We start from the raw sequence: 25261 nt of genomic DNA, 5'->3' as shown, positions 1-25261 counted from the left end.
GCTCCTGCCCTTGCCAAATTGCGTTTGTGGTTGATAATGAAATGGCATTAGAGTTCAAGGCAGTTCTGTGGCTGAATCGACTGAAAGACGCAATCGCTGGATTACTAGTGTATTTATGGTGCTGGCGTTGCTGGCTTTTGTAGGTATTTCCCTGGCTCCTCTCCTAAGTGGTATGTTTCAAGGAGGCACACCGCCTGTGGCGAGTTCTCCAACGCCCAGCTCATCAGCCTCTCCTACTGCTAAGAAGGAAGAGCTGGAAGCCCAGGCCAAAGGCTACGAGTTAGTCTTACAGCGCGAACCTGAGAATCAGACTGCCTTAAAGGGACTCCTGGAAACTCGCCTGGCACTGGCAGATGTAAAAGGAGCCATTGCCCCCCTGGAGAAGCTGGCCAAGTTAAATTCCAATGAAACTCTGTATGCCGTACTGCTGGCTCAAGCGAAACAGCAAACTGGCGATCGCGAAGGGGCAGCCCAAACTTATCGTTCTGTACTGACGAATCACCCTGGGGATATTCAGGCTCTGAATGGCCTCACCTCATTGTTACTCCAACAAAACCGCCCAGAATCGGCGATCGCTCTGCTGCAAGATACATTGAAGACGGCCACCCAGGCTAATCAAGTCCAACCCAACAGTATTGATGTTACTTCAGTTCAGGTGCTTCTGGGAGGGGTATATACCAGCCAGAAGCGTTATGACGAGGCGATCGCCATTTACGATGAAGCCGCCAAAACAAATAAACAGGACTTCCGGCCCGTTTATGGTAAGGCGGTGATTCTCAAAGAGCAGGGAAAAATGGAGGAAGCCAAACCCCTGTTTACCAAAGCGGCTGAACTGGCTCCCGCTAAGTATCGGGATCAAATTAATCAGGCCGCCAGTGCAGTTCCTAGGGCAACCACTCCGGCAGGAACGTCAAGTACTCCAGACACTCCTGTGGCTCCGGCCAGCCCTCAACCCGGCGCCACACCAGCAGCACCGCAGAAGTAAAGGGGGTGAAGGGGTAAAGAGGTGAAGAGATGAAAGAGATGAAGAAGTATTACCCCTTCATGCCTCCACTCCTTCCCCCCTCTATCTCGGTTAGCTGGCTTGACTTTCGATCGCCGCAACAATCCCAAAGAAGATGAATAAGCCGCCCCCAATAGCGGTCACCAGTCGTTCGGAAACTCGTCCGGCAATCAGCCGTCCACCGATCACAGCAATAGCAGTACAGATGGCATGACCTAAGATTCCGCCCACGGTTACCCCGACTGGATTATCGGAGGCAGCCAGGGCAATGGTCGCGAACTGGGTACGATCGCCCCATTCAGTGACGAAGGTGAGGCTAAAGGCTTGCAGGAGGACACCACCACCGTTTATGGTCTTAGACCACGCCAATTCAGATTCAGCAATGGCCTCCTTAGCTTCCGAAATTTCATCCTTAGTGGCGGTAAGAGATATGCGGTAAGCATCGTACAGTAACTTCAAGCCGAAGCCAATAAAGAGGGCCACCTTCGCGTAAACAATGTAGCCTTTCGGAAAGTAGGAAATTACCTGCCCTATCATGACAGAGGCGATCGTCATCGCAATCAGCGCCCCCAGTACACCGATAAATACCAGGCGGCGAGAATGACGCATAGCCAGAAGCATGGCGACAAAAAATGACTTATCGCCTAATTCAAATAGGGTAATAAGCAAAAGACTAGCAACGAAGGCAGTAAGCATTCTCTAAAGCTCCTCAGGATGACGTAGAGAGATCTGAGTGAGCTTGATGGAGCAACTACACTTCACCAAGCCCACTCAGTTTGTGGACTTAGTGAAGGTCTCGCTTACAAGTCATACACTTGTTGCCTGAACCAGGTTCATCACCAGTATGTTGATTCAGACAAGCTGACTAACCGCCAGCAGCTACTCCCCTTCGGTTTCCAAAATTATACAGGGTTAAGGAAATCCGTCAAATATGTTAGAGGATGTTTTAAAGGGCCTGTCTCTTTGTCACCCTAGCGACTGAAGTCGTGGCTATCCGGAGAAAACCTGCCGGCGCCGGTTACTGAAAACTTTGATTTTATTGAGTCTGCGTCGGTAGACATGGTGAGTGTAGTCGTGGTTGTAACCGACGGATACTATCACCGTTGTGACACAGTTACCATTTAAGTCACCGTTTAAAACCTGCCAGGTAGCCACGTCATTATGCGAGTCTGTCGTTTCAACCTACCCTTTCAACTCTGAAGGCGATCCATTACTGCACTCATTCAGATCACCTTTCAACGAGGCTTCACATATTAAGATTGTTTGCGCCTTAATTTCCTGTCACTTTCATCAAAAAATGTCCTACATCAGTCCTTATCGGCACTACAGTCAAATTTATATTTTTTTAACCTATCTGAAATGCTGATTCTTGGGACGATCGCCGCCTCACCATCTTTGAGACAATCGATAAGCGCAACGCAGAACACTGAAGCAGAACACTATAAGAAGAGGCAGTTTATGAAATTGGCTTACTGGATGTATGCAGGCCCAGCCCATATTGGAACTCTCCGTGTTGCCAGTTCGTTCAAAAATGTCCATGCCATCATGCATGCTCCCCTGGGTGACGATTACTTTAACGTCATGCGATCGATGCTGGAGCGCGAGCAAAACTTTACGCCCGTGACCACCAGTGTGGTCGATCGGCATGTGCTGGCCCGTGGTTCCCAGGAAAAAGTGGTGGATAACATTACCCGCAAAGATGGGGAAGAACACCCAGATTTGATTGTGCTAACTCCCACCTGCACCTCCAGTATTCTGCAAGAAGATCTGCAAAACTTCGTCGATCGCGCCCAACTGGAATCCAAAGGCGACGTACTGCTGGCCGATGTGAATCACTACCGGGTGAATGAATTGCAGGCCGCCGATCGTACCCTGCAGCAGATCGTTCAGTTTTATATCGAAAAGGCCCGCAAGAAAGAAGATCTCCCCACAGATAAAACTGAGCAGCCTTCCGTTAATATCATTGGCATTTCTACCCTGGGTTTCCATAACAATCATGACTGCACTGAGTTGAAGCGGTTGATGGCGGATTTGGGGATTGCTGTGAATGAAGTGATCCCGGAAGGAGCCTCCGTTCACAATCTCAAAAATTTGCCCAAAGCCTGGTTCAATCTGGTGCCTTATCGAGAACTGGGCTTGATGACGGCGCGGTATCTGGAACAGGAATTTGGTATGCCCTATGTGGATATTACGCCGATGGGAGTGGTGGAAACGGCTCGCTGCATCCGTAAGATTCAATCTATTCTGAACGCTCAGGGCATCGATGTGGACTACGAGGAGTTGATTGAGACACAAACACTGCACGTCTCTCAGGCTGCTTGGTTTTCTCGATCGATCGACTGCCAGAACCTGACAGGCAAGAAAGCTGTTGTCTACGGTGATGCCACTCATGCGGCGGCCATTACCAAAATCCTGGCTCGCGAAATGGGAATTCGAGTGGTCTGGGCTGGCACCTTCTGTAAGTACGATGCCGATTGGTTTGAGGAACAGGTGCGCGAGTATTGCGATGAAGTGATCATTAACGATGACCACGGGGTGATCGGGGATGCGATCGCTAAAGCGGAACCTGCTGCCATCTTTGGCACTCAAATGGAACGCCATGTGGGTAAGCGACTAGATATTCCCTGCGGTGTCATCTCTGCCCCCATTCACATCCAGAACTTCCCGGTTGGTTATCGGCCTTTCCTGGGCTACGAAGGCACGAATCAGATTGTCGATTTGATTTACAACTCCTTCACCCTGGGCATGGAAGACCATCTTCTGGAAATCTTTGGTGGTCACGACACCAAAGAGGTAATCACCAAAGGGATTTCTGCCGATTCCGATATGACCTGGAGCAAAGATGGCTTGGCAGAACTTAACAAGATTCCTGGTTTTGTGCGTGGCAAGGTAAAACGCAATACTGAGAAATTTGCCCGCGATCGGGGTATCGAAGTGATCACTGCCGAAGTACTTTATGCTGCCAAAGAAGCAGTTGGCGCTTAGGCAAGAACTGGGTAGGAGCGGCGGGTTTTGTTAGTCAATTGATACGTCATGTCAGTTTATGAGCTAAACCCGCCCGTACAATTTTCAGGGTTATTTAAATTCATAATCCCTTGGGAAGTTCGTCATGCAAGTTCAGTTTCGCGAATTCGATCCCTTCAATGTCTGGATCTGGTTGGAATTCACAACCGTTCCCTCAGAAATTGAGAAGCAGTACGTGGAGGAGATTTTTAGCTCCTGGTTTTTTCTTGGCAAACTGGGAGGGTTTAATGCCGAAAATCTTCAGGTTCAGGACGTTGGACTGGATATTAGCTACATGACCTACGACGAAGATATAGCCGAAGATAGTCTGTTAGCCCTGATGCACAACATGGGTGAAGTGGAATATGAGGGAACTTGGGCGCGGTGCTGGTTTGATCTGGGCACCAGTGATGCGATCGCCCTCGATGTTCTGATCAATGCCCTGCGCCAGTTCAGCAAAGATTACGTCACCTTAGAGCAGGTGATTATTGGGGGCGAAAATGAGGATTGGAAAACCGGAGACAGTCGTAGTCGATCGGATGTCCTGTCGGATCATCACTACAACTAAACTAAGACTAACCAGGATGGGGGTAAGAAGTGCCGAGAACCGAGTGCTGAGTGCCGAGAAAGAATGAGTCCTCAGTCCTCAGTCCTCACCATCTAGAAACGATTGATCTGGGCTGCTGGGTTAACTTCCAGAAATCGTTAGCGTGTAGGCATGACGTCCATTCGCACGATCGCCGATGTAGATTGAGTAGGTTCCTTTGGGCCAACGTCCAGGAATTTCAACCTTACCATTGGAATATCGGTCTGCTGGAACGCAGAAATTTTGGCCCGATGCAGTACGAATCAATAGTGCTGGTTCGCCCTGACTTTGCAGTACAAAGCGCAGATTGGCATCTTCCGTCACATTAATCACATGGTTGGGAGCGGCAGCAATATGTCCGGCACAGCTATCGCTGCGTTCCCCTCCTGAAGTGCCACTCACCTGAATTGGCTGGGAGTTGGGTGAAATGGTAATTGCCTGGCTGAACGCGGCCTGAGCTGTACTCAGAGCGATCGCAATGCTGATAGGAACTATGAACCAACGTGTTATAGCTTTCATTTCACCCTTGTTTACCCCAGATTGAACTCTTTCTATCTTCAGTATCCCTGACGACCAACTGGCCCTCCGGAGGAATGATCCTGTTCCTGAAGTGTCACTTGAAATACTGCGTTGAATAATGCCTCAGCGTTGCTATCAACTGTGATTGATTAAAAGTTTCAGAAGAAAATTTTTCTCCTCAGTTTGCTGCGCCCTTGAGTTACCCAATTCCGGATAAACGTTACATACTGAAACATGCGTAAGGGTAATGGTTAAACTTCATTGCAAACTCTGATGCAAAAGGTTGAAGAAGAGAGCGAACATGATACTTTCATTTACGTTGCATAGTTAATGCAGAGTTGGGAAAGGAGAACACCCTTGAAATCGCGTTTATATCAAAGCTTTGAAACCTCTTGTCGAGAAGACTTTAGCGAATATGTTGCCCACCTCCAGCTTCACATGACGTTACAGGCTCGGAATTTAGTCCCCACCATTACTCAGGCTGCCGATAGTCGAGAGCAGTTGTTGCAACAAACCCAGGCCCAGTTCGAAAAATTGGTGTCCAGACAGGTTAGTTAAAGCCCTATTTGCTTTTTCTTGGTTAATTGGAAAGGGAGCCGGAAACGGCTCTTTTTTGCATCCCTAGTTCTGGACTTGGACAAGGCTTAGAACTCCCTCTAAACAGCTGTGATCGCGGTCTTCAACTGGCCAAGAAACCAAAGTGATAGGATAAATCTACGCCATATCTCAACGCTAAGCCTTCTGAGTCAGGATGACGTAAACGACGCTGAACCCTGCAAGTAGGAGGTAGAGCATGGGCAACCAGGTGCGTGAGTATACGCAGAGATCATGGCCGAGCTTAAGCCTTGAACTGCTGGCAAGTCCTATGTCCAGTGACCCATCCTCTACCTTCAGTCGAATTTTACCTGCATCCGTATTTCAGCAAATTGCCCTGGCTCTAGAGAAGACTGCTCAATCTACTAATGAGCAAATCTTCACGTTTACAGAAGCCGACTTTTTCGATCGTAGCCATTCCAAGCAGACTGGTATCCAGTGCTTTTTTCTGGTTATTTCTTGTTCCTTCAGTGCGCTGTTAATGGGGGAACCCACTTCTTTAGGCTCTGAGTCTTTGGCTGAATCAAATCCTACGTCTACTCAGGTGACGACTTATCAGACTCGGTTGATTTTTGCACCGGAAGCGATCGCGCCTTTTCTCACCCACCTGCAAACCCAGGCGACATCTGCGGCAGTAGTGAATAAACTGCAGCAGGCTCATCAATGTTTGCGTCCCAACCAGGCAAACTGCCAGAGCCAGTTTACGTTGGAATTGGTGGATATTTTAACCGCTGGGTCAAAATCAACCTCTCCGTTAGATTGTGTCCTGGCTAATCTTCCAGCCCAAGATCCAGCCCTTCTACCCGACCAGGAACAAGTTTTTACCCAGGTCGCTACCCAAATTCGCCGTACTCAGGAGTTATCTCTGATTCTGGAAACCACACTCCAACAAGTGTGTGACTACTTAAAGGCCGATCGCTTGATTATTTATCAGTTTGAACCAGAAACTCCTGCCCATCAAACTCCGCCCCCTGCTGGACAAGATGGGAACCCGACTAATTTAGTGTGTGGTCGGATTACTTACGAGGCCAGGGCGAATTCATCGGTTCCGCGAGTGTTGTATTTGAGTGAGGGGACTCAGTGCTTTATTGGTGTACCCGACTATCGAGAAAAGTATCGTCAGGGAGCAACTCAGGCGGTAGCAGACATTCATACCACCTATGCTCAGTCTCCCTGTCTGGTGGGATTTTTAGAATGGGCACAGATCCGGGCCAAATTGGTGGTGCCAATTGTGGTCCAGGAAGATTTATGGGGCTTACTCATTGCCCATCAGTGTTCTGGCCCACGCCACTGGCAGGATAGCGAAACTCGTTTTATGCGCTGCATTGCTGAACTGATGGCGATCGCCATCTACCAGACTCAGCTTTACGGCCATTTGCAACAGCAAGCCCAGACCCTGGAGCAACGGGTGATTGAGCGAACCCAGGCATTGCATGACACGCTAACTGCTGCTCAAACTGCCAGCTTAGCAAAAACAGAATTTTTGGCAGCGATGAGCCATGAATTGAGAACCCCTTTGACGGCAATTATCGGCATGGCGACTACACTGCTTCGGTTGCCTACTGACTCTCGGCGCGATCGCTTGCTGCCACCTGAAAAGCAGCAGGAGTATCTAAAGATCATTCGTAACAGTGGCGAGCATTTGCTGGAACTGATTAACGACATTCTGGATCTGTCTCAACTGGAGGCTGGTCGCACAATTCTAGATGTAAGAGAGTTCTCCCTGTTCCAAGTGGCCAGTGAAAGTCTACATGCCTTGAAAGAAAAAGCAGAACAGAACCGGATTCACTTAGAACTGGATCTCAAACCAACGTCTCAATCCAGTGAAGAGAAAAGGCAGCAGAGCGATCGCTTTACGGCAGACCCACGGCGAGTCAAGCAAATCCTGCTGAACCTGCTCAGTAATGCCATCAAATTCACCCCTGAAGGCGGGCAAGTGACCTTACGGGTGTGGGTAGATGGAAACAAAGCGGTCTTACAGGTTGAAGATACGGGAATTGGGATTCCCAGAAACAAATTTCCCCTGCTGTTTCAAAAGTTTCAACAACTGGATACCTCCTACCATCGGCAGTATGAAGGTACAGGGCTAGGACTGGCGCTGACTAAACAACTAGTTGAGCTTCACGGTGGCCAGATAGAGGTTGAATCCACTGTTAACGTTGGTTCTACCTTTACCGTTTTGCTGCCCGCCCAATCACTCACCTCTAGAAGAGGGAACCCTGAACCCTCCGAGTTCCCAGAAATTCAACGTGCTGAAAAACGGATTATTCTCATTGAGAAGTATGAGGCGATCGCTCACCTTCTGTGTGACCTGCTAACCGCTGCGGGCCACCAGGTGATCTGGATGATTGATAGCATGACGGCTCTGCAACAAATTGAAATTTTGAAGCCAGAGGTGGTCATTGTCAGTACTCAGATCCCTGGAATGGGTACCAGCGAAATTCTGCAGCGGCTGCGACAAGAGAATCTCAGCCACCCCTTCAGGATTCTTGTGATGACCACGGCGGATGATGCGGACATGGAGTGCCGTCAATGGCAAGCTGAAGGAGCCGATGATTGCATTTCCCTACCAATCGTGCATCCGGAGGAGGTGCTGGATAAGGTGTATTAGTGCGATCGCTCAATTGGCTTTCCCCTACTCTGCTTGGGAGATACTTAACTCGCGGAGAGGTTGATGCGTCAGACATCGCCAATGGCAGGTAAATAAGTCGGGTTGTTGCACCTTCAGGCTGGCGATCGCAGGTGTTGCCGGAAAGGGAAAGAGGCGATCGAACCAGAGGTACTGCCCCTCATATCCAAATTGCATGAGATAGACAGATGGAGTGGCCTGCAGCGATCGCAGAAGTCGATAACCCAGTTCATATAAGGACTGGCGTTGAGCGTCTGTGAGATGGATGGGTTGCACATATCCCACTGCTTCAGGGGGGAAGGTTGAAACTCCTGCTGCTCCTAATTGATCCGCCCTCTTACCAATCACTTCGGCATACAATGGTCCTTTTGCCGTCAGCACCACAGGCAGCCAATAATTTCCCTCTCCCGTTGGATAGTCCCAAACGGCTACCGTTTGTCTCATCGCCTCAACCGTTCGGCAGATCTGGAATACGCCTTGGCCGGGAAATATCAGAGTTTCAGGTAAATGCAGCGTTAAGGGACACAGTAAATAATTAGACGGCACCAGATCGCCGGATGCGATTTTTTCCGCCAGTGCTGTCGGATTGATGACCTGAACTGCATCAATCTCTGGCTGAACCTGTTGAAAATGAGAAGAACGATCGCCCTTCTCCTCACCTGCATCTTGCAAAATTGCCTGCTGCAAGGCAGAAACCATCTGCGCCGTAGCCCCTGCAAGGGCACTGGGCTGAGAGTTGCTTGCGATCGCTGAATCGACAATGATCAGAACGTTACGCATTGCCAAAGCTAGGTAGGGCAACCCCCGATCTGGAGCGGGGGAAACTTGGCAAATCCAGTTGGGTTTGACGACGATTCCGCATGGCTAAGCGATAGGTCACACTCTGTAATTCTGCGTGAAGCTGACGGTTCTCGCGCTGAATTAGAGCAACTTTTTCCTTGATGGGAGCTAACCGCTCCGCAAACTTTTGCCGATAAATCTTAGGCAGTTCCTGAACCACCTGTTCCAACATGCGGGAGCGATCGGTCAATTCCTGAACCGACTGACGCAATTGATAAATTTCGTTATCACGCTCCGTAATTTGCTCCTGATAAAAAGTGACCTGCTCTTCAACGGTCTTCAATTGCTCCCGCAGGGCACGTACTTCTGCCAGGTGGCGCTCAGATGTGTCTGGGCTAGGCATAAAGCTGGCATTCCCCTGCACCAGACGGAAAAGTTCCTGAGACAACTGTTGCACCAGATTGTCCCGTACCTGCAATTCTTCCCGCAGACGGGCAGCTTCGGCCTGGGGATCTAACACATGATTACTGATCATTTCCGTCACAGTCTTGCAACTCCGTTCACGATGGTTTTGGGCTAACGAAGAGCATCCCCACCCTTCAGCATGGAAAAGTATCTAGCTCTCGTTGAGATTTGATTGCAGCTAATGTACCACCTGCGAACGAAATTGATACCCCAATATTTTGTTGTTTTCAACGGAAAGTTACAAAACTTCTTAAAGACGAAAGAAGGCAGAAGGAGAAAGGCAGAAGGCTGTGAAGTAGAGCTTTAAATTTATGAATTCTGGAAAAAACTTAGGATGGGCAAAGGGAAACGCTCCATCCTGTCATTCTGGCTGATTTGAATAGGCACGCCAAGCTCTTCCCATCCTCCTGATGATTGAGCCTAATAGGCAAGAGTTCCATTCTATTAAGACTCAGAACTTACCGCCTTCTGCCCCCTGCTTTCTGCTTTTTTCAAGCTTAAGCGTCTGCTTCCTTGGCAGCTTTGGGGGGTTCCTGCTTGACGGTGAGATACCGGATTACCTCATCACTCAGCCGCATCGCTCGTTCCAATACTGCAACCTGGCTACCGTTGCAGGTATAGTTCATTTGCACATATACCCCTTCCCGGTGTTTAGCAATTTCGTAGGCTAGACGGCGTTTGCCCCGGTGCTGGGTTTCCAGAATCTCGGCTCCATTGTCTTGCAGAATGGAGCGATATTTTTCGATCGCCTGCCCCACCATTTCCTCACCCAGGTCAGGGCGCAGAATATACATCGTTTCGTAAAGCTGACTCATGTTGTTCTCCTTATGGACTGGGTGGCTTCTCAGCAAAATGGAACCGAACCTCACGGCCCGTTCTTTCCATATGCCAGGAAGCAAGGATCTCTGATCATATCATTAGCCAGGGGCTGATGCGATCGGGGTAGAAAACCGCTTTTTTGCTTTGGGGATAAGCACAGGTCATGAAAGACTAGATGGATAATGAGCAAATAGTGATCTGCTTAAATTAACGACTTAAACATTGAACGAACTATGGCACAGCGCTATGTCCGGGTTCAGACAGTAGACGGACAAGTCCACTACGGTCTTCTGCAAATTGATCGACAAGTTCGTCTACTGGATGCACCACCCTGGTTAGAGGGGCAACCGATGAATCAGGAGTTGGCACCAGGACAGTATCAGTTGCTCGCTCCCTGTGCGCCCTCTAAAATCGTGGCAGTGGGCAGGAATTATGTGAATCATGCCAAAGAACTGGGGAATTCGGTTCCAGCGGAGCCACTCCTGTTCCTGAAACCGACAACGGCTGTGATTGCCGCAGATGCAGCGATTCAATACCCCAGCCAGTCCAAACGGGTAGATTATGAAGGGGAACTGGCTCTGGTGATCGGCGATCGCTGTGTGGACTGTAGCCCAGAGCAGGCCAGGAGTAAGATTTGGGGCTACACGATCGCCAACGATGTAACCGCCAGAGACTTACAAAAGAGTGATGGCCAGTGGACTCGCGCCAAAGGCTTTGATACCTTCTGTCCGCTCGGCCCCTGGATTGTTCGGGAACTCAGCCCAGGTGCACGGCTGCAGACCTTTTTGAACGATGACCCAAATCCGGTGCAATCGGCCTTGCTCCAAGAAATGGTCTTTGCCCCGGATGTGATTGTGTCCTACATCAGTCAGGTGATGACCTTATTGCCAGGAGATGTGGTGCTGACCGGAACGCCAGAAGGAATTGGCCCTATGCAGGTGGGCGATCGCGTTCGCGTGGAGATCGAGGGGATCGGGTATTTAGACAACTACCTGATTGCCAGGCACCCCGAACCTATGCAGACCCACTCCGATGATTTCGTTGCTGGCAGCAATCCTTAACGAACCTGGGTGTAGGCCGCCTCAGAGATGGTGGGAATTTCTGCATAGCGTCCCAGGGCCGATTGCACGATCGAGTAACCGACGGCTGCTATGACAGCCAGAAATATGGTGTTAAAGATTGTTTGTGTCACCAGGCTAGTTGCAGGGAAGATTGAACTGAATACAAAACTCCAGAGAATTGAAAATAGACTCAACACAATGCCAATCAAGATCGATTGCATGGTGTTGAAACGAATGAAGTGCGGTACAGACTCGTTGCGTACTACCAGCATGTACAGGGCAAAGAAAATAATCAGCGGCATAAAGCCACCAAACCCATAGTAAATGCTGAACAACGGCCTGAGAGGCAGAACAATAGCCCCTAGAACCGGGGTCAAGAACGAACCAGAGGCTATAAGCACTCCACCTGCCAAGCCCACCACATCCATCAGTGGGAGCAGGTAGACCAGACATGAAAAAATGCGATCGGAAGGGGTTGTTGATCCGCGCCAAGCCATAGTTGCCTTACTCCTGTTGCTATCGTTGCTGCCAAAATTCCTGGATATTGCTCAGAATAACTCAGGGAATAGGGAATAGGGGTTAGGAATGAGGGGGAGATTAAAACCTACCTAATCCCTAATCCCTAATTCCTATTCCCTTTCACTTAAACTCGTTGGCCCTAAATACCGCTCCAAATACGGAGAAAACACCTCATAGATCAGGGTAAAGGGTTGCCCATGATGCCAGAAGAGGTAATGGCGGCCCCAGAATGGCCCTGGTTGGCCAAAGGCTTTTTCTAATTCCGGGGAGTGGCCGTAGTAAAGACCCTGCACATCGCGGTAGAGTTCTGTTCGCAGACGGGCGAGGCTGGCCCAGATGGGAATTGATCGGTTTTGCAAATAGTCATCCACATGGCTGGCTTCCCACCAGGACGTGGCATAGGCCAGCCGCTGACCAGAAGCGGTTCGCAGCCACACCTGTCGCCGCAATCGTGGCCCCGGTACGACCTGCAGTTGGGCTGGAGCATTGTCAGGATCCAGGCCGATCGGCGACATATCAATCACGTCTACCTCGGTACGTTCCCCGGTTAAAAGTTGGAGATGACGGGTGGGCGACCCATCTCCTAAAAGCAAAATTTGCCATGCGGGGGCCAGTTGGCTATGGGGTAAGCCTTCCTGGACTGCCGTTTCGTCTCCCTGCCAGAGAGGCTTCAGCGAGTGCCAGGTTTTGGGCAGGGTAATATCGGATGGTTTAAAGGTTACTGTCACCTTTCTTTACACAACTTAACCTCTATTCAATCATAGCGTCAGGGTAGGGCTGTCTCGTTAAGTGTTCCTGCAAAATGCTTTACGCCAACCTATTGCAGTGAGTATGCTGCCTGTTATGCAATTCTTTACCGCCCTGCAAAGTTTTTGGTCAGTGTTCCGCCGTTTACCCCGATTCATCCGTTACCTCGGTTTGCTGGCGATCGGTATCCTGTACATGGTTCTGGTGGCAGCGTCTCCTGTTGCTCCCCAACAACCCGTGACGCTGCAATTGTTGATGAGTGCGCCGGATGTGCCACCCTGGACGAAGTATATGGTAAAGGCATTTGAGGCTTCCCATCCCAACATCCGGCTGCAGATTGTGGAAGGGCCAAACAATGTCAGCCTGCTGGAGGATATGTATACCACCGCCTTCTTGCTGGGGGACTCGCCCTATGATCTGGTGACGATGGATGTTATCTGGACACCCAAGTTTGCAGCAGCAGGCTGGCTAGTGGATCTAACGGAGCAATTTTCGCCCCAAGATTTAGCAGCCTTCTCCCCGACAGATGTGAATGGTGGGCGTTACCAGGGGCGGCTGTACCGGATTCCTGTGCGATCGGATGTCGGGATGCTCTACTACCGCAAGGATTTGCTGGAACAGGCTGGATTGGCCCCACCGAAGACCTTTGAAGACATTGCTACCCTGTCTAAAGTATTGCAGGACAGGCAAGCGGTGCGCTGGGGGTATCTCTGGCAGGGCAAACAGTATGAAGGACTATCGGCGATGTTTGTCGAGGTGCTGAAAGGATTTGGCGGATTTTGGGTGAACCCAGAGACTCTGGAAGTGGGCCTCGATCGCCCCGAAGCCATCCGCGCCGTCCAGTTTTTGCAGGACACGATCAACCAGGGGATTTCTCCTCCCGGTGTGACAACCTATGTGGAAGAAGATACCCGTCGGCTGTTTCAAAATGGCCAGGCGGCTTTTCTGCGGAATTGGCCCTATGCCTGGCCCTTGCTGAATGAAGAGACTTCTCCAGTAAAAGGAAAAGTGGCGATCATGCCGATGGTTCCCGCTGCTGGACAACAGGGAGGCTCCTGTTTGGGAGGGTGGGGCTTGGGCATTGCCAAAACCTCCAAACATCCGAAAGAAGCGTTAGAGGCGATTCGGTTTTTAACCAGTGAACCCTCTCAGCAAAAATTTGTCATGGAGGCGGGATACGTACCCAGCCGCCAGAACTTATTCAATAAGCCTCAAATCACTGCCAAATACAGCTACTATCCAGAACTGTTCAAGGTTGTGCAGAATGCTGTTCTGCGCCCCCCGATCGCCCAGTACGCCCAAACCTCCGATATTTTGCAGCGCTATCTGAGTGCCGCCCTGACCAACCAAAAATCGCCTGAACAGGCTATGAAAGCGGCAGCGGAAGAAACAAGGCGACTCCTGGCAGCGGGAAAGAAAAGTCAGAAGTAGAATTACCCCTCCGGCAAATCCGGGTGCTAAGATATCGAAACTTCAGCGTCATCCTGTGGTAGCCAATCGATCCGTTAGGGTGTATACTGAACCGTCGAATCAAGGATGAAAACGGTAGGAGGGTTCTATTCCTGAGCCACTAACCTTGACAGTCAGCTTAAGAGGCACGCGGGAAGTCAAGGATGATTATCAACTATTCCGCCTCACAGGTCTTTTGGATGCCTTTTCTGAGCCGACCTTTCGGAAGGTGATGACGAAGTGCGTTGAGGAAGGGCCAAAATACCTGATCTTGGATCTGTCCAAGATTGACTTTGTCGATAGTTCTGGATTGGGTGCCCTGGTACAACTGGCCAAAAAAGCTCAATCAGCCGATGGCTCTATCCAAATCGTGACCAATCCACGGGTGACGCAAACGGTAAAACTGGTGCGCCTGGAACGGTTTCTGGCATTGCAGCCCTCAGTTGAGGCGGCGATTGAGAATATCAAAAAAGCAAGAGGCTGACGATCGCTGATCGAGCGATCAGGGAATCGCTACTTTCCCAGCCGCAATTCAGACAGAGCGGCTTTTTATGTGCAGGAGGATTGCTTGTTTCTTGATTAAGCTGTCGAACTGGCTGAAATTTGCTGCTATTCTGACGGTGGGAGGGCTGATTGCGATCGTTCTGCTGTTCAGTGCTGTGGCTCACCCCCCAAACGCTAGCCAAGTTAAGACTTCCTCATCCCCTACGATCTCTCAGGAGTCCCCTATGAGCGCCCCTGTCTTGTCTGCTGATGAACTCAATACCGCCCTGGCTCAATTAACCGGATGGAGTGTAAAGGATGGCAAACTCCACCGTCAATTTCAGTTCGGCTCCTTTGTGGAAGCCTTTGGATTTATGTCCAGCATGGCTCTGGTTGCTGAAACTATGGGCCACCACCCGGAATGGTTCAATGTGTACAACCGGGTCACGATCGACTTGACAACTCACGACTCCGGTGGCATTACCGCCAAAGATGTAGAACTGGCCAAACGTGCCAATGAACTGGCGAAATAGAGACTTGTAGGGGCAGGCTTAGCCAACAAGTTTATTGCTCTGTTAGTAACTAAATACCAAAACCTGCCCCTGTCAATCTATCAATCTACTCTAATAACTGTTCAAAACACACTACGGTGCGGTACTCACTAACTCCCAGATTTTCTCTGGCGTGAGTTCCTGAGCATTGCTGAAGACTATATCGGCTCCTGCCTGCTTCAGAGTTTGAGCATACATCTGGCTGCGCTCTGGCGTTTCCTGAACGTGAGGTGGTAATACACCAACGGCAATCCACGATCGCTGGGGCTGCTGTTCTCGCGCCTGCTGTACGGTATACATATCTGCAACCGTGTCCCCCAGGTAGAGCACAGGAGTCTGATTGAAGTCTGCGGGTTGCTCCAGACGATCGACCGTCGCCAACAGTCCTGTAGGATCCGGTTTGCCAGGAGCATCTTCCATTGCAATCAGCACCGGATCCTGTAAGCCCAGTCGTTTCTCCAATACATAGGAAGCCGAGCCACGGGTTGCCCCACTGAAAAAGCCCCAGAGGATGCCAGCCTGGGTGAGCCGTTCCAGATAATCGGCCTGGAAGAGCAGAGGTTCATGGCAAATGTAACCTGTCCAGTGAATTGGATCTGGCCCTCGGTAGCGGGATTGGAAAAAGGCAACTAGCTTGGAATAATCAATTTCCACCCCGCCCCGCCCTGTTTGCTCTCGCCGGATTGCGGCTTCCCCGGTAGGCAGAGCACTGCCATGGGCAGTTTGGGTTTCAAAAAAGCGATAGACCAGTTCCTGCGAGGCTTCCCAGTCGTTGTTCCAGATGCCTTCCGATTTCAGAGCATCAATTTCTGCCTGGGAGGGGCGGTAGGCTCCAGCCGTGAAATACTCAACGGTATCCGCCAGAGCGCGACGGTAGGAATTGCCCACATCCCGTACCACTCCATCAATGTCAAACACCGCGATCGCACTTTGCCTCTTCACTACAACTGCACTCCCCGAATTGAATAATCCAGCAACTGCATCGGATGCAGCACTGGAATAGATTTCCCCTGCAATTGTAAATGCTTACTGATCTGGACAAAGCAGCCAATATTGGCCGAGGCAATTATCGATGCTCCGGTATTGAGGAGATTCCGTACCTTTTGCCGGCCTAATTCTTCTGCTACTTCCGGTTGTAGAATGTTATACACTCCCGCACTGCCGCAGCACAGTGCTGCATCCAATGGTTCCCGTAGTTGCACCCCAGGGATTTGCCGCAACAATTGTCGGGGCTGGACGCTGATTTTCTGACCGTGCAGCATGTGGCAGGCATCCTGATACACAATCGGCAGTGGGTCTGCTTGTAAAGGAGAGAGTTTGGCAGTCAGACCCACCTCGGCCAGAAATTCCTGCACATCTCGCACCTGACTGGCAAACTGCTTCGCTTTCTCCGCATAGAGGGAATCGTCTGCCAGGATGCGTTCGTATTCCTTGAGGGTATGGCCGCACCCAGAGGCATTGATCAGCACGTAATCTACTCCTGCATCAGCAAAGCTATCAATCATTTGACGAGCTAGCGTTTTGGCTTGCTCCTCCTGCCCCTGGTGATGGCTGAGGGCACCACAACATCCCTGCCCACGGGGAATCACGACTTCACAGCCATTTGCCGTTAACACACGAACGGTAGCATCATTGACTTCTGGATTAAACAGTCGCTGCACACAGCCCAACAGCATCCCCACCCGATAGCGTTTTTCGCCTTGAGCCGGAATCAGTTCTGGTAAATTATCTTGAAACGCCTGGGGAGAAATGGGAGGCAGCATGGATTCCATGGCCGCCAGTCGGGGAGAAATGCGGGGCAGGAAGCCTAGCGATCGCACCAGCCGTTGCAGGCCCAATTTCTGGTACAGGCCGAGGGGACGCAGCAGAATTCGCAGACGGCTGGGATAGGGAAAGGTTTTAAAGATGAGAGCGCGGAGTAGTTTTTCGGAGAGCGATCGCTGGTGGTTGCGCTCAATTTGAGGACGGGTAGCCGCGATTAACTGGTCATACTGTACACCAGAAGGACAGGTGGTAACACAGGCCAGACAACCCAGGCAGGTATCAAAATGCTCAACGGTGGCCGGAGACAGGGGAATCGTTCCCTCATTCACCCCATCCATCAAATAAATGCGGCCTCTGGGAGAATCGGTTTCCTTGCCAATCACCCGATAACTGGGACAGGTGGACAGGCAGAACCCGCAGTGAACACAGGTATCAATCAGCTTCGGATCGGGAGGATGATCAGGGTCGAAGGAGTGTTGAGTGCTGAGTTCTAAGTTTTGAGTTTTTAAATCGAGTTGCGCCATTGGGAATTCAGAAGTGAGAACAGAATAAATCCAGAATCGGCTAGGGGCGTGGCATTCGGCTTCAATCCTTAGCCATTAACCGAGAACCCTCTGCCGAATGCTATGCCCGTACAGAGGAATTAAACCTTGTCCAAGTCCAGAACCGTAGTTTCTCTGATCGGAAAACGACCGTTCTCTAGCTGGACTTGGTTTAAATGCCAACCTTCAAATGCCATTGACGAATCGACCAGGATTCAGAAGATTCTGCGGATCAAATTGATGCTTAATCTTTTGCATCACCTCCAGAGCATTTCCAGCGTAGCCCCAAACCTCGACTGCTTGCTTGAACGCTGTTGGAGCTTGCAGGACGGTGAGAAATCCGCCGTTGGTTTGGCAGTAGGTACGAATTTTCATCAGGGTGGTGGGCTGAAGGGTGACATCTTTCAGCAGTAACCGACCTAAGCCACTTCCGGCATGAATCTGGCAGAACGAGGATGATTGAAAAAGTTGGTCAAGTTGCTGGAAAAGGCCAATCGCGGCAGAAGGTCGTATCCCTATTTTGCAAGTAATGGCTGTGTTCTGGGGGGCGATCGTCATTTGTTCTCGCAATCGTTGCCATAGAAGCCGATCCTCTGCCTCTGCAAAGGTCACATGGCTTAATCCCAGAGCCTGCCCGATTTCTTTAACCCGATTGATCTGCTCCTTCACACTCAGTTCAATGCTTTGAAACTGCACAGCCAGTCCAGTTCTTGTTCCCCATCCCAAATCCTGCACAACTGGAACAGAAAGCAGATCGGCACTGGCCGGAGTCAACGCGGAACTCAGCAAGGTCTTCGTGGCCCGGGCAATACTATCCTCCAAGCCACTCAGGACGATCGTTTGCGAGGCTTCCGGTAAGGGATATACCCGAAATGTAACCTGAGTAATAATCCCCAGGGTGCCATAGGAACCTGTTAGCAACTTCATCAGGTCATATCCGGCGACATTTTTCACCACCCGCCCCCCCGCCTTCGCCAATTCCCCATCGGCCCGGACAAAGGAAATTCCCAGCAACATATCCCGCACACTTTGATAACGCTGCCGCAGGGATCCAGTATCCGCCGTTGCCACAATGCCCCCGATCGTGGCCTGGTCTGGATAAGCCGGGTCGATCGCCAGAAACTGCCCCGCCTTAGCCAAAACCCCCTGCAACTCGGCAAATTTCATTCCCGCCTCCACCGTGACTGTCAGATCACCTACCGCGTGTTCAATCAGGCGATTGAGGCGATGGGTGGTGAGCAGAAGGAGAGGGGAGGGATTTTGGGTTTTGGATTTTGGATTTTGGATTTCCAATCCTAATCCCTGATCCCTAATCCCTGACCCCTGATCCCCAATTCCTGATCCCTTGCCCACCAATCCTCCCCAATTTAACTTACTGCCACTGCCACAGGGAATAAGTCGCCAGCCGTGATGATGGGTTGTGGTGACGACATTGGCGAGTTCTTCGGGAGTGGCTGGAGAGACGATCGCGGCAATATTCTCACCGGGCGCGATCGCCGCCTGTAGAACCTCTGGCTGGAGGAATTCTGCTTCAGAACAAACTCCGGAAGCTCCCACAACTCGTTCCAGGGTTTGCAAAATCTTCTGTTGTCTTGAACCCCCGTCCATGCCTGACTGTCCTTGAATGTGTGGGTTTATTCGTCCAGTATCCATTCTGACGATCGCTCTCCCAAATCCAGGGGAATGCTGATGGCTTTACCCAGACGCGGGCGATCGCGGGTTTGTTCAATAAAGGTGCGTACCTGCTCCACTCCGCCCCATGCCTCAAGATAGCTGGCGATTGTGTTCAGGTGTGCCAGATATTCAGCTTCGGTGAGGGGAAAGGAGGCTTGCTCTAGATACTTCCACATCACCAAAACAAAAATCTTGCCCTGAATTCGCCGTAACTGAATATCGTAGGAACGGCCCCATTTATTGAGTAGCAGTTGGTGCAGGTCATTTCCATTCATACGCGATCCAGTATCCCACAGGTGGGGTGGGTAGGATGATGGGTAGAGCGGTAGAAGGGTGGGGATGTAAACATCACAAATCCCAAATCGCAAATCCCAAATCCAAAATGGCATGAGGAGTGAGAGATGGAGAATGGGTGAGGCGTATTGCCACCGGGATGGCAGGATTGGTTAGTGGTCGGCGGCTATGTGGGGTTTACGGTATAGGTCATAGATAAACTTCTTTGTACCAATGACTAATGACTCCGGCAATCACCACCCCAGAGTTAATGCCGATCCGCAGCTGCAGCGGCTCACCTATGCTTTTTGCCACATTCTGAACGGTGGTCTGCATATTGATCGCCAACTGGGCAATGGCATGGGCGTGATCTTTACGGGGAATCGGTAAGCCTGCCGCGACCATGTAAGCATCGCCAATGGTTTTGATCTTTTCCAGCCGATAGCGGTCTACCAGGTGGTCGAATTCGGAAAACAGATGATTCAGTAAGTTTACAATCTGGATCGGCTGCATCTGAGCTGACAGAGCCGTGAAGCCCACAATATCAGCAAATAGAATGCTCACTTCCTCGTAGCTCTCGGCGATCGCGCTATCGTCATCCTTCGGGCGATCGGCAATCGGTTCCGGCAAAATATTGAGCAACAAACGCTCCGACTTTTCCTTTTCCAGGCGGAGAGCAATTTCTGCCTGTCGTCGCCGGGTAATATCGGTGACAATCCCCTCGTAGTAAAGCAGCTTTTCCTGGCAGTCCCGCACTTTGCGGGCATTTTCCTCCACCCAGATGGTGCTGCTATCTTTGCGGTAGACCTCCACTTCAAAGCAGGAAATCACTCCGGTCGGCTGGATTTCTGCCACAAAGTGATCGCGATCGCTGGGATTCACATAAAGCTGACAGCTATTCTTGAGCTTCGCCAATAACTCTTCTGGGGAATCATAGCCATAGACTTTGGCCAGGGCTAAATTGGCACTCAGGTAATCGCCTGTGGGGGAGGTCTGGAAGATGCCATTGATCGCGTTTTCGACAATGCTGCGATACTTGTCTTCGGTTTGCTTCAATAATGCTATCCAGGAAGCGGCTCGTTTGAGCGAGTTCAGCTTCTCGCTGGCGTAATACCGCTTCCGATCGTTTGTGCTGCGTTACATCGCGTGCCACTCAAATGACCGTTTCCTCCGAAATCGGGGAGATATGGGCAGAAAACCACTGTTCCTGGTCTTGGATAAGTAAACTGTATTCAATGGTGATCGTTTTGTTGCAGGCGAGGGCTTCTGTAATACGGTGACAAAAGCGATCGGCTTGATCAGCAGGTAGGATCTCTCGCACGTTCTTACCTACCTGTTCCCGGGGGGAAGCGTAAAGCATTTCGGGATTGGTAGTTACTACTTCCAGACAATAGCCACGGAAGTCAAATATCAAAACGATGTCCCGCATGGCGGCAAACAAACCTGCCAACTTGGCCGCAATTTGTTTATTGTGTAGCACGATACCTAGCTGCATGGTCACGGTATTGACCAATTTCGTCGCTGCGTCAGATTGCTCTTGGACGCTTCTCGTCCAGAACACCAGCACAGCCAACACCTGTCCCTGTTGAGTCAGGATGGGAAAGCCCGCCCCACCTTTCAGCTCACAGACCTGGCTAAAAGATTCGTGTAACCTGAGTACATCTGCCGTCAGCTCTGGTTCGGAAATCCAGACAGGCTCTTGTTGTTGCCACACCTGCGTCGGCAATCCCTGACCGGGCACCAGGGTTAACCGTTCGCGGCCAGAACGAAAGTTTTGCCATTGGTACCGCTGTTGCTCGCTCCACCCATCCGTGTTCAAGTACCGGGCAGGATGGCATTCCAGCGCTTGACCACTAGCCAGGGAACCCACACTTCACCATAAGACCATCCTGTAACCTCACAAATGCCTTTGAGAGTGACCGTCAGGGCAGTTTGGAAGTCACCTGAAACGTGAATGTCTTGAGTAATGGTGAGCAGTAATTCTCTGACTTTCTCGGCTTGCTAACGCTCCGCGATCGCTTGCTGCAACTCCCTATTCTTAGCTTCGAGTTGTTGTTGCAAGGTGCGCAGCTTGAGTTGATGGCGTACTCGCATCAGGACTTCCTGAAACTGGAAGGGTTTGGTGATGTAGTCTGCTCCTCCCACCTCAAATCCTTTTACCTTATCATCAAGGTCATCCGAGGCACTGATAAACAGAATCGGAATGTCGCAGATGAGCGAGGACTGTTTGAGTACGTTACAGACTTCAAACCCACTCATTTCGCTCATGTGAACGTCGAGCAGAATCAGGTCGGGCGCCTGTACCTGCACAGCTTGCAATGCCATGGCGCCATTGGTAGCAAGGTGGACAGAATAGTGTTCACGCTGCAACAAGCGCGACAGGATATGCAGGTTGTGGGGGTCGTTATCGACAATTAAAATGCTGGCTACAGCGCTGATTCTAGAGTCATCGGAAATATTCGGTTCCAGGTTCTTGTTTCTCAAGATGTCTTTTAACAAGATGTCCTTTAGGAAGTTATAGCCATGATCAGTGTTCCCAATCAACATAAGAGATGCCCTTAAACAGGCTCTATGAATGTCCAGATAATCAATGCTGCACCTGCTTCCTAATTTACAAGGATTATTTGCTCTGAACAGAAAGTTTATGCAAAAATTTTTCTCTATTTTTCCGCTTTATGGTTCCTTGATGGAGCAAGTTCTATGGAATTGTTGCAAAATAGAGAGCATGGATGCTGCCTGTTTCAGGGTTTGGCAAGGTGGCAAGTAATCAAAGATACAGCCTTGCAGGATAACTACTTACGACCAAAACCGGCTGGAATTTCTTCGGAAGGCTCATGATCTCCTCAAAGCGATCGCTCCAGTCCCTATTTACGACCAAAATCGGCTGGAATTTCACCCCAGGCTTTCGTATCCCATTTCAGGATCAAATTACTATAGTCATTAGTTCTCAGCCAATTCAGCGCCCTTTCGATTAAATTGAAAATTTCTTCACTGTTGGAGTTTTGTTTCAGAGTTGTGCGAACCTGCTTGTTTCTAACCCAGAGAATCGCGGTTTCTGAATCTGAGTAGATTGGTAAGTCTTTGCCTTGTTGTTTTAAGTAGGCCAGCGCATGCACGATCGCCAAGAATTCTCCCAGGTTATTGGTGCCGTGCGGAATCGGGCCTTGATGAAACAGCACCTCGTGGGTGGCTGTACAAACCCCTTGATATTCAACCGCACCCGGATTGCCTGAACAGGCCGCATCAACACAAATACTGTTTTCAATCAAGTGATGAAGAGAGGGCTGATTGGCTGTGAATCCCTGTTGGCTCTTTGCCTGCTCGACCAGTTCACCATGCTGATTCGCTGATGCGATCGCGGCCTCTGCTTCCTCTCTGGTGTTGAAAGATTTGTATATGGCACCACTGAAGCCTTTCACCTGTTTCTCGCATTGATCCCAACTGGTAAAGATGCCAGTTTGTCGGCCTTTGATCACCGCGTAATATTTTGTCTTTACCATTCTACAGATCACCTTTCTGCTAAACGTTACAGGGGTTCTAGCCCCAGGTGAACCGAATCCCCGACCTGCAGCATCTTTCTGGCTTCTGACGGTGTTAGTCGCGTATTGATCGCTAGACGGTAAAAATGATTGAAACGAGAGGTGTCTACCCAGTTTGGTAGGGTTTGTCGGCGTTGGACTGAGAAGATTTTTTGAAATTCGGGATAGGCTTCTCCCGTCTCTTGATCGCGAGTAGGCACGATGCAGCGCTGGCAGGGATTGACTCCCATGAAATTGACCGTGCCAATCTGAAACGGCACAAAAGTGCCTGTTTGAGCATATAACTGGTCTTCCCAAAATGGTTCGACATCGGCAATCTCCAGGGTGGTTCGCAGCCGTTTTCGTAGACTGTCCACCGTTAAACCGGGAAACCAACTGGCAACTTCCTGGAGAGTTTCGGTACTGATTACGGTGGGGCCGGGAGAGTTCGTGTCATCTGGAAAGCCCATTTCCGCATTGTGAATCAGCTTTACGGGAAAGCCAAAATACTCGCTCAACCATCCCTCTAGCGACACGCGATCGTCATCCAGATGAAACTGTTCCACTGCATCTGATCCTGCAATGTTCAAGGATACAAGATGATTTTCCCAATCAAACTCCGCCCGTAGCTTATGAATAGCCGCGGTACGTTTGCCGTTGACAAATTTGCCCTGGTAATCGACGATCGCATATTCGCGATCGCCCTGCAGTGCCCCGCTGTCCAACACCATCGCCCGCTGCACCGCAATCCCATCCAGTGACTTGATGGGATACAGAATAATCCGACTGAGATAGGGCATGGCTTCAGGCTTCAGGAAGTTTGTACTGTCCCACAATCCGTTTGGCATACTCCGGCACATGGGCTGCTAGTTTTTCGGGATAATGGCGCTTCACGTACAGGTAATTGCGGGTGAAGTGAGAATCGATCGAGAAGCGGGCATATTCCAATCCTTTTGGCCCAATCCGTTTAATCACCACGCCCATCAATTTAGCAGCCCACATGGGTAAGGTCACGCCTTTGTCGTAAGCGGGAATGCTCTGCTGCACGGCTTGTTTGCGATCGCCCTGGGAAGTTACAGGTTGCGTTTCGATCTGATCCTGCACCAGATCTAGCATTTCCTGACCGCGATCGTTCCGCACTACAATCCATTGCCAGCCAAACGGTGCCCCCATGTAACCAACCACCAGATCCGCCAGAGAATTGACGTAATCAAAACAACTCATGCAGGAGGGAGCGAATACATCTTTCAGTTGGTTCGTCTTCAACCCGAAAAACGGCACCGTTTCCGTGGAGCCATCTTCGTGCTTGAAATGCACCCGGAAGTCCTGCATGAATTCGTAGTAGACGACTGTTTCCGGCGATCGACTGGTCGTGTCTAAAAACTTTTGCAGTCCGGCGCGGGTGACATTATCTACACAGGGCGTTCCCAGGACGTAAAGTTTTTCTAGGCCCAGTTGTTTTTCCACCGTTCGCAGGGCCTGAATCTGACATCCCACGCCAATCAACAGCAACCGCTTCATCCCGGATTGCTCGATTTGCTCCAGAACTGACAAATTTGGGGACAGGGTGGGTTTATTCACCCGTGCCGCCAGAATTTCCTCTGGTGTACGCGCAATCACAGGCTTGGGCTGAAAGCGATCGTCCTCGGTATTCTGGACACAAACCACCCCTTCCACAATCCCACGGGTGAGCATCTGAATGGCGATCGAGCTAACAATTCCAGTCCACTGTGCCCCCGGAATTGGCTCTTTTTTACGCGCCGCCATCATCTCCTGATGCACCCCAAAGTACCAGTCATCCTGGTGATCTAAGTTGCGGCTGCGGCCGTGAGCTGCCGCTTCCAACTCGGCGATATGTTGCGTCAGGAAAGCGCACGCCTCTTTCACATAATGAATGTAATAGGTGTCACACAGGCCACACTCGCTACAAAGTTCTTTTGCAGGACGACGGCTAGATGGCTTGAGCGCTTTTGCTTTTTGATGAGGATAAACAGCAGTCATGGGGAGCAGTTTTTTATAGCGGCTTGTCATCAACACTGATGATCACAATAGCCCAATGCTGTCCCCTGAGGATAGAGAAACGAGATTATTCGATTGGCGATTGCCCCTGAAGATAAACTCGTGGATGGGGTGGCAAATCGGATAGAGAGAGGTTAGGCTAGCGGATAACTTTGTCTGAGGGGCAACCCCTATGGTGAAAGAACTGGCCATTCGCACCCAGGATTTGACGAAGCAATTCGATCGCCAGATTGCGGTTCATCAGGTCGATCTGCATGTTGAGG

At 50.5% G+C, this 25261-nt stretch carries 26 protein-coding genes; 9 read left to right on the top strand and 17 right to left on the bottom strand.

Annotated elements, in window-relative coordinates; genetic code table 11:
• Window positions 1-67 precede the first annotated feature (67 nt).
• Complete coding sequence (locus tag ACUVQO_RS05435; protein WP_445924872.1) at window positions 68-985, top strand: tetratricopeptide repeat protein; 918 nt, start codon at window positions 68-70, stop codon at window positions 983-985.
• A gap of 90 nt (window positions 986-1075) precedes the next feature.
• On the opposite strand, the gene ACUVQO_RS05430 is transcribed toward ACUVQO_RS05435, so the two are convergent.
• Window positions 1076-1699: a TMEM165/GDT1 family protein gene (locus tag ACUVQO_RS05430; RefSeq protein WP_445924871.1), complete on the bottom strand. Its 624-nt coding sequence runs from the start codon at window positions 1697-1699 to the stop codon at window positions 1076-1078.
• A 762-nt stretch (window positions 1700-2461) separates the two neighbouring features.
• Between ACUVQO_RS05430 and bchB the strand changes: the two genes are divergently transcribed.
• Both bchB and ACUVQO_RS05420 read left to right on the top strand, forming a co-directional pair.
• On the top strand, window positions 2462-3988 hold the full coding sequence (gene bchB / locus ACUVQO_RS05425; protein WP_445924870.1) for a ferredoxin:protochlorophyllide reductase (ATP-dependent) subunit B: 1527 nt from the start codon (window positions 2462-2464) through the stop codon (window positions 3986-3988).
• 124 nt (window positions 3989-4112) lie between these two features.
• Window positions 4113-4574 carry a DUF3531 family protein gene (locus ACUVQO_RS05420; protein WP_445924869.1) on the top strand — a complete coding sequence of 154 codons (462 nt, stop codon included), beginning with the start codon at window positions 4113-4115 and terminating at the stop codon, window positions 4572-4574.
• A gap of 120 nt (window positions 4575-4694) precedes the next feature.
• Here the strand turns inward: ACUVQO_RS05420 and ACUVQO_RS05415 are convergent, their stop codons facing one another.
• Complete coding sequence (locus ACUVQO_RS05415) at window positions 4695-5111, bottom strand: hypothetical protein (protein WP_445924868.1); 417 nt, start codon at window positions 5109-5111, stop codon at window positions 4695-4697.
• A gap of 357 nt (window positions 5112-5468) precedes the next feature.
• Between ACUVQO_RS05415 and ACUVQO_RS05410 the strand changes: the two genes are divergently transcribed.
• Entirely contained in the window at window positions 5469-5669 is a 201-nt protein-coding gene (locus tag ACUVQO_RS05410) for a hypothetical protein (protein WP_233746422.1), read from the top strand.
• A gap of 307 nt (window positions 5670-5976) precedes the next feature.
• On the top strand, window positions 5977-8316 hold the full coding sequence (locus ACUVQO_RS05405) for a hybrid sensor histidine kinase/response regulator (protein WP_445924867.1): 2340 nt from the start codon (window positions 5977-5979) through the stop codon (window positions 8314-8316).
• A gap of 24 nt (window positions 8317-8340) precedes the next feature.
• Here the strand turns inward: ACUVQO_RS05405 and ACUVQO_RS05400 are convergent, their stop codons facing one another.
• The 3 genes from ACUVQO_RS05400 to rpsF all read right to left on the bottom strand — a co-directional run bounded on the left by ACUVQO_RS05400 (window position 8341) and on the right by rpsF (window position 10394).
• Window positions 8341-9114 (bottom strand): hypothetical protein, encoded by a 774-nt coding sequence (locus ACUVQO_RS05400; protein WP_445924866.1) that lies wholly within the window; start codon window positions 9112-9114, stop codon window positions 8341-8343.
• Complete coding sequence (locus ACUVQO_RS05395) at window positions 9107-9649, bottom strand: Npun_F5560 family protein (protein WP_445924902.1); 543 nt, start codon at window positions 9647-9649, stop codon at window positions 9107-9109. Before ACUVQO_RS05395 ends, ACUVQO_RS05400 begins: the two co-directional genes overlap by 8 nt.
• Before the next feature lie 427 nt (window positions 9650-10076).
• A complete protein-coding gene (gene rpsF, locus ACUVQO_RS05390; RefSeq protein ID WP_445924865.1) occupies window positions 10077-10394 on the bottom strand; it encodes a 30S ribosomal protein S6 in 318 nt (105 codons plus the stop codon).
• 237 nt (window positions 10395-10631) lie between these two features.
• Between rpsF and ACUVQO_RS05385 the strand changes: the two genes are divergently transcribed.
• Window positions 10632-11459: a fumarylacetoacetate hydrolase family protein gene (locus ACUVQO_RS05385; protein WP_445924864.1), complete on the top strand. Its 828-nt coding sequence runs from the start codon at window positions 10632-10634 to the stop codon at window positions 11457-11459.
• Here the strand turns inward: ACUVQO_RS05385 and ACUVQO_RS05380 are convergent.
• Window positions 11456-11956, bottom strand: coding sequence for a Tic20 family protein (locus ACUVQO_RS05380; protein WP_445924863.1), 501 nt, complete (start codon window positions 11954-11956; stop codon window positions 11456-11458). The two genes, ACUVQO_RS05385 and ACUVQO_RS05380, sit on opposite strands and share 4 nt — an antisense overlap.
• A 132-nt stretch (window positions 11957-12088) precedes the next feature.
• Complete coding sequence (locus ACUVQO_RS05375; RefSeq protein WP_445924862.1) at window positions 12089-12706, bottom strand: chorismate lyase; 618 nt, start codon at window positions 12704-12706, stop codon at window positions 12089-12091.
• A gap of 115 nt (window positions 12707-12821) precedes the next feature.
• Between ACUVQO_RS05375 and ACUVQO_RS05370 the strand changes: the two genes are divergently transcribed.
• The 3 genes from ACUVQO_RS05370 to ACUVQO_RS05360 all read left to right on the top strand — a co-directional run bounded on the left by ACUVQO_RS05370 (window position 12822) and on the right by ACUVQO_RS05360 (window position 15190).
• Window positions 12822-14156, top strand: coding sequence for an ABC transporter substrate-binding protein (locus ACUVQO_RS05370; protein ID WP_445924861.1), 1335 nt, complete (start codon window positions 12822-12824; stop codon window positions 14154-14156).
• Window positions 14157-14301: 145 nt separating this feature from the next.
• Window positions 14302-14658 (top strand): STAS domain-containing protein, encoded by a 357-nt coding sequence (locus ACUVQO_RS05365; RefSeq protein WP_445924860.1) that lies wholly within the window; start codon window positions 14302-14304, stop codon window positions 14656-14658.
• 91 nt (window positions 14659-14749) lie between these two features.
• The gene (locus ACUVQO_RS05360) at window positions 14750-15190 is read left to right on the top strand and encodes a 4a-hydroxytetrahydrobiopterin dehydratase (RefSeq protein WP_445924859.1); all 441 of its coding nucleotides are present in this window, start codon (window positions 14750-14752) and stop codon (window positions 15188-15190) included.
• A gap of 111 nt (window positions 15191-15301) precedes the next feature.
• Here ACUVQO_RS05360 and ACUVQO_RS05355 read toward each other — a convergent pair whose 3' ends face one another.
• From ACUVQO_RS05355 to ACUVQO_RS05310, 10 genes are all read right to left on the bottom strand, one after another.
• On the bottom strand, window positions 15302-16150 hold the full coding sequence (locus ACUVQO_RS05355; RefSeq protein WP_445924858.1) for a TIGR01548 family HAD-type hydrolase: 849 nt from the start codon (window positions 16148-16150) through the stop codon (window positions 15302-15304).
• Complete coding sequence (locus tag ACUVQO_RS05350; protein ID WP_445924857.1) at window positions 16150-17496, bottom strand: (Fe-S)-binding protein; 1347 nt, start codon at window positions 17494-17496, stop codon at window positions 16150-16152. Before ACUVQO_RS05350 ends, ACUVQO_RS05355 begins: the two co-directional genes overlap by 1 nt.
• A gap of 204 nt (window positions 17497-17700) precedes the next feature.
• Window positions 17701-19122, bottom strand: a complete 1422-nt coding sequence (locus ACUVQO_RS05345) for an FAD-binding oxidoreductase (RefSeq protein ID WP_445924856.1) — start codon at window positions 19120-19122, stop codon at window positions 17701-17703.
• A gap of 26 nt (window positions 19123-19148) precedes the next feature.
• Entirely contained in the window at window positions 19149-19577 is a 429-nt protein-coding gene (locus ACUVQO_RS05340) for a DUF3067 family protein (protein ID WP_445924855.1), read from the bottom strand.
• 94 nt (window positions 19578-19671) lie between these two features.
• Window positions 19672-20517, bottom strand: coding sequence for an adenylate/guanylate cyclase domain-containing protein (locus ACUVQO_RS05335; protein ID WP_445924854.1), 846 nt, complete (start codon window positions 20515-20517; stop codon window positions 19672-19674).
• Between the two features lie 97 nt (window positions 20518-20614).
• On the bottom strand, window positions 20615-21331 hold the full coding sequence (locus ACUVQO_RS05330; RefSeq protein ID WP_445924853.1) for a PAS domain-containing protein: 717 nt from the start codon (window positions 21329-21331) through the stop codon (window positions 20615-20617).
• A gap of 131 nt (window positions 21332-21462) precedes the next feature.
• Entirely contained in the window at window positions 21463-22008 is a 546-nt protein-coding gene (locus tag ACUVQO_RS05325; protein ID WP_445924852.1) for a response regulator, read from the bottom strand.
• A 317-nt stretch (window positions 22009-22325) separates the two neighbouring features.
• On the bottom strand, window positions 22326-22961 hold the full coding sequence (locus tag ACUVQO_RS05320) for a ribonuclease H1 domain-containing protein (protein ID WP_445924851.1): 636 nt from the start codon (window positions 22959-22961) through the stop codon (window positions 22326-22328).
• Between the two features lie 26 nt (window positions 22962-22987).
• A complete protein-coding gene (locus ACUVQO_RS05315) occupies window positions 22988-23827 on the bottom strand; it encodes an MOSC domain-containing protein (RefSeq protein ID WP_445924850.1) in 840 nt (279 codons plus the stop codon).
• Window positions 23784-25010 carry a Coenzyme F420 hydrogenase/dehydrogenase, beta subunit C-terminal domain gene (locus ACUVQO_RS05310; RefSeq protein ID WP_445924849.1) on the bottom strand — a complete coding sequence of 409 codons (1227 nt, stop codon included), beginning with the start codon at window positions 25008-25010 and terminating at the stop codon, window positions 23784-23786. The genes ACUVQO_RS05315 and ACUVQO_RS05310 overlap by 44 nt, the downstream gene beginning before the upstream one ends.
• Between the last annotated feature and the right edge of the window lie 251 nt (window positions 25011-25261).

The sequence above is a fragment of the Leptodesmis sp. genome, from assembly GCF_052746595.1.
The sequence above is the reverse complement of the archived record's forward strand: the minus strand, read 5'-3'. Positions and strand labels throughout refer to the sequence as shown.

Excerpts from the sequence above, each read along its gene's own strand:
- ACUVQO_RS05420 (WP_445924869.1), top strand. The coding sequence starts at position 4,113 with ATGCAAGTTCAGTTTCGCGAATTCGATCCCTTCAATGTCTGGATCTGG.
- ACUVQO_RS05395 (WP_445924902.1), bottom strand. The coding sequence starts at position 9,649 with ATGATCAGTAATCATGTGTTAGATCCCCAGGCCGAAGCTGCCCGTCTG.
- ACUVQO_RS05320 (WP_445924851.1), bottom strand. The coding sequence starts at position 22,961 with ATGGTAAAGACAAAATATTACGCGGTGATCAAAGGCCGACAAACTGGC.
- ACUVQO_RS05345 (WP_445924856.1), bottom strand. The coding sequence starts at position 19,122 with ATGGACGGGGGTTCAAGACAACAGAAGATTTTGCAAACCCTGGAACGA.
- ACUVQO_RS05430 (WP_445924871.1), bottom strand. The coding sequence starts at position 1,699 with ATGCTTACTGCCTTCGTTGCTAGTCTTTTGCTTATTACCCTATTTGAA.
- ACUVQO_RS05340 (WP_445924855.1), bottom strand. The coding sequence starts at position 19,577 with ATGCCATTTTGGATTTGGGATTTGCGATTTGGGATTTGTGATGTTTAC.
- bchB (WP_445924870.1), top strand. The coding sequence starts at position 2,462 with ATGAAATTGGCTTACTGGATGTATGCAGGCCCAGCCCATATTGGAACT.
- ACUVQO_RS05415 (WP_445924868.1), bottom strand. The coding sequence starts at position 5,111 with ATGAAAGCTATAACACGTTGGTTCATAGTTCCTATCAGCATTGCGATC.
- rpsF (WP_445924865.1), bottom strand. The coding sequence starts at position 10,394 with ATGAGTCAGCTTTACGAAACGATGTATATTCTGCGCCCTGACCTGGGT.
- ACUVQO_RS05370 (WP_445924861.1), top strand. The coding sequence starts at position 12,822 with ATGCAATTCTTTACCGCCCTGCAAAGTTTTTGGTCAGTGTTCCGCCGT.
- ACUVQO_RS05405 (WP_445924867.1), top strand. The coding sequence starts at position 5,977 with ATGTCCAGTGACCCATCCTCTACCTTCAGTCGAATTTTACCTGCATCC.
- ACUVQO_RS05385 (WP_445924864.1), top strand. The coding sequence starts at position 10,632 with ATGGCACAGCGCTATGTCCGGGTTCAGACAGTAGACGGACAAGTCCAC.
- ACUVQO_RS05310 (WP_445924849.1), bottom strand. The coding sequence starts at position 25,010 with ATGACAAGCCGCTATAAAAAACTGCTCCCCATGACTGCTGTTTATCCT.
- ACUVQO_RS05315 (WP_445924850.1), bottom strand. The coding sequence starts at position 23,827 with ATGCCAAACGGATTGTGGGACAGTACAAACTTCCTGAAGCCTGAAGCC.
- ACUVQO_RS05380 (WP_445924863.1), bottom strand. The coding sequence starts at position 11,956 with ATGGCTTGGCGCGGATCAACAACCCCTTCCGATCGCATTTTTTCATGT.
- ACUVQO_RS05400 (WP_445924866.1), bottom strand. The coding sequence starts at position 9,114 with ATGCGTAACGTTCTGATCATTGTCGATTCAGCGATCGCAAGCAACTCT.
- ACUVQO_RS05350 (WP_445924857.1), bottom strand. The coding sequence starts at position 17,496 with ATGGCGCAACTCGATTTAAAAACTCAAAACTTAGAACTCAGCACTCAA.
- ACUVQO_RS05325 (WP_445924852.1), bottom strand. The coding sequence starts at position 22,008 with ATGTTGATTGGGAACACTGATCATGGCTATAACTTCCTAAAGGACATC.